The organism is Streptomyces sp. NPDC057654, from assembly GCF_042800135.1.
Classification (GTDB): domain Bacteria; phylum Actinomycetota; class Actinomycetes; order Streptomycetales; family Streptomycetaceae; genus Streptomyces.
This window is the reverse complement of the sequence record NZ_JBHVHQ010000983.1, coordinates 1-3010: the sequence shown is the minus strand read 5'-3', so window position 1 is coordinate 3010 and position 3010 is coordinate 1. Positions and strand designations below refer to the sequence as shown.

The window sequence follows — 3010 nt, the reverse complement described above, 5'->3', positions numbered from 1 at the left end:
CTGTCGTCTCCGGGTCCCCCGCCGGGCAGGCTCTGAAGCCGCGCGAGGAACCCCTCCGAGGGCAGCGGCGGCGCCGTCTCGGCGAACACGCTCTTGAGCCGGCGCTGCGCGTCGGCCTCCGCTTTGCACTTTCCGCACGTAGCCAGGTGCGCGAGCACCCGCTCCCGAGAATCGTGCCCCAACTCCCCGTCGACCAGGGCCGCGAGGCGGTCGCCGAGATGTTGCTCGGCGGGGGACTGACCGCCTGATCCGGTCACGCGATTCCTACCTCCCCACTCAGCGGAGCCACGGTCGCGACGGCACGCTGCTCGGCCCGAGCGGCGGGCGAGCGGTGCTGTAGGGCCTTGCGCAGGTGCGAGCGGCCGCGGTGGATGCGGCTGCGCACGGTGCCGAGCTTCACGCCGAGGGTGGCGGCGATCTCCTCGTAGGACAGCCCTTCGATATCGCACAGCACGACGGCCGCGCGGAACTCCGGCGCGAGCGTGTCCAGCGCCTGCTGGACGTCGGCGTCGAAGTGGGTGTCGTTGAAGTGCTGCTGCGGCGAGGGCTCGCGGCTGGGGAGCCGCTCCGCCGCGTCGTCGCCGAGCGCGTCGAAGCGGATGCGCTGCCGGCGGCGGACCATGTCGAGGAACAGGTTGGTGGTGATGCGGTGCAGCCACCCCTCGAACGTCCCCGGAGTGTAGGTGGACAGCGAGCGGAAGACGCGGACGAAGACCTCCTGTGTGAGGTCCTCGGCGTCGTGCTGGTTGCCCGTGAGCCGATACGCGAGGCGATAGACCCGTGCGCTGTGCGTGCTGACGATCTCCTCCCAGGTGGGAGGGGTCCACGCCGGCGCATCCGCATCGGTGGCGAAAGTCGCGGTGGCGGAGTTTGCGGTGCGGGAACGGTCAGCGGTGTTGGTCACGGATTTCGGCTCGCCGGAAGACCTCCGGAAGCGCCTCAGCACTCCCCTGCGGTCGCCGGCCGAAGCCGCACCTCCCCTATCGGCTCTGGTGGTGTCCAGTAGAGCCCCTACCATATCCACCTCGCCCGTTAGCTCCGGATAAGCATTTTTGACCTGCATTTGGTCCAGCTTCATCGGCTTCCCCCACCCCTTACCAACGCCCGGTCCCATCTGCGGGTTCCCGTGGGCAGCGGATACAGTCACGGTTGCGTGGACTACGGGGACAGAGGAGAGGGCCATTACCGGCAACCGGCAGACGAGCTGGGCATTCGCGGATGCGTTCGTCGCCGAGGACGAGGTGTTGCGCTGGGCCCGTGACCGGGCTCGTGAGGCAGGTCTCCACTCGGTGTCGTCCGGCACCGGCGCCGCGCTGCGCCTGCTCGCCGCCACGGTGGACGCCAAGGCCGTCGCCGAAATCGGCACGGGCACCGGGGTGTCCGGCATCCACCTGCTGCACGGCATGCGCCCGGACGGTGTGCTGACGACCGTGGACAGCGAGCCGGAACGGCAGCAGTTCGCGCGCGAGGCGTTCCGGGCCGCGGGGTTCGCGGGCAACCGGGCGCGGTTCATCCCCGGCCGCGCGCTGGAGGTCCTGCCCCGCCTCGCGGACGGCGGCTACGACCTGGTGTTCTGCGACGGTGACCGGCTGGAGTGCCTCGACTACCTCGCCGAATCGTTGCGGCTGCTGAGACCCGGCGGGCTGGTCTGTTTCGAGGGCGTGTTCGCCGACGGCCGCACCGTGGACTCCGCCGCGCAGCCCGCCGAGGTGCAGCGGCTGCGGGAACTGCTGCGGGCCGTACGCGAGTCGACGGCCCTGCTGCCGTCGCTGCTGCCGGTGGGCGACGGCCTGCTGTGCGCGGTCAAACGCCCCTGAACCGCCCGCCGGCCCCGTCTTCGGCCCAGCCGCGGAAATTCGGACAATCCTGCAAAGGGCGTTCGGGAAGCTACTGCCGTAAGGCGGCGGAAATGCCACTGCCCCGCCGCTCGGTTCGCACCGAAGCGGCAGGGCAGCGCAGAAAAACGCGGGCCAAATGTGTCAGCCGACGACCTTCTTCAGGGCATCCCCGAGGGCGTCCGCCTCGTCCGGTGTCAGCTCGACGACAAGCCGACCGCCGCCTTCGAGCGGAACGCGCATGACGATGCCCCGCCCCTCCTTGGTCACCTCGAGCGGGCCGTCGCCCGTCCGCGGCTTCATGGCCGCCATGCTCGTTCCCCTTCCTGAAACCAGCTCATCGCAGCCGACAACCCAGGTGTCACCGGCATCGAACACATTGCTTCAAGGCCATTATCCCGCATCGAACGACCCGATGACCAACATCGGTCGGCATCCCTTCTGCAACGCGCTCGCGCAAAACCACCCAATTCGGCGATCCGGCTGCGATACTGCGCCGCCATCTCAGGGGTGCCCCGGCCCGATTCTTTGACGCAGGTCACATGTCCCCGCCCGGCGATCTCCGGCATGCTGAGCGCTGCGCGCCGCCGCCGCGGGCTTCGGCGGCACGTACCGAGCCCCGACGGAAGGGATGCACCATGGCCGACACCGTGCTCTACGAGGTGACCGACGGACTCGCGACGATCACCTTGAACCGCCCCGACGCCATGAACGCGCTGAACACGGAGGCGAAGGTCACGCTCCGCGAGAGCGTGCGGCAGGCCGCGGCGGACCCGGCGGTCCGGGCCGTGCTGCTGACCGCCACCGGGCGCGCCTTCTGCGTGGGCCAGGACCTCAAGGAGCACATCGGGCTGCTGAGCGAGGACAGCGAGCGCGGCGAGAGCCGCACGATGAGCACCGTGCGTGAGCACTACAACCCCATCGTCACCGCGCTCGCCGAGATGCCGAAGCCGGTCGTGGCCGGGGTCAACGGCGTCGCGGCGGGGGCGGGGGCGGGGTTCGCGCTCGCCGCCGACTACCGGGTCGTCGCGGACACCGCCTCCTTCAACACCTCCTTCGCCGGGGTCGCGCTCACCGCCGACTCGGGCGTCTCCTGGACGCTGCCGCGCCTCATCGGCCACGGCCGCGCCGCCGACCTGCTGCTCTTCCCGCGCAACGTCCCCGCCCAGGAGGCG

Annotated in this window: 4 protein-coding genes and 1 pseudogene; 2 read left to right on the top strand and 3 right to left on the bottom strand. The window is 70.4% G+C overall.

Annotated elements, in window-relative coordinates:
- A partial coding sequence (locus ACFU99_RS39265) for an anti-sigma factor family protein (RefSeq protein WP_384402207.1) occupies window positions 1–257 on the bottom strand: 257 nt, incomplete at its 3' end.
- Window positions 254–1018 carry an RNA polymerase sigma factor SigE gene (gene sigE, locus ACFU99_RS39260; protein ID WP_384402210.1) on the bottom strand — a complete coding sequence of 255 codons (765 nt, stop codon included), beginning with the start codon at window positions 1016–1018 and terminating at the stop codon, window positions 254–256. The genes ACFU99_RS39265 and sigE, both read right to left, overlap by 4 nt.
- Window positions 1019–1149: 131 nt before the next feature.
- On the opposite strand from sigE, the pseudogene ACFU99_RS39255 reads away from it, so the two are divergent.
- A pseudogene (locus ACFU99_RS39255) lies at window positions 1150–1817 on the top strand (O-methyltransferase).
- A gap of 162 nt (window positions 1818–1979) precedes the next feature.
- Here ACFU99_RS39255 and ACFU99_RS39250 read toward each other — a convergent pair.
- A complete protein-coding gene (locus tag ACFU99_RS39250) occupies window positions 1980–2147 on the bottom strand; it encodes a DUF3117 domain-containing protein (protein WP_003966491.1) in 168 nt (55 codons plus the stop codon).
- A gap of 326 nt (window positions 2148–2473) precedes the next feature.
- Here ACFU99_RS39250 and ACFU99_RS39245 point away from each other — a divergent pair.
- Window positions 2474–3010: enoyl-CoA hydratase-related protein (locus tag ACFU99_RS39245; RefSeq protein ID WP_384402204.1), on the top strand; the 537-nt coding region annotated here is incomplete at its 3' end.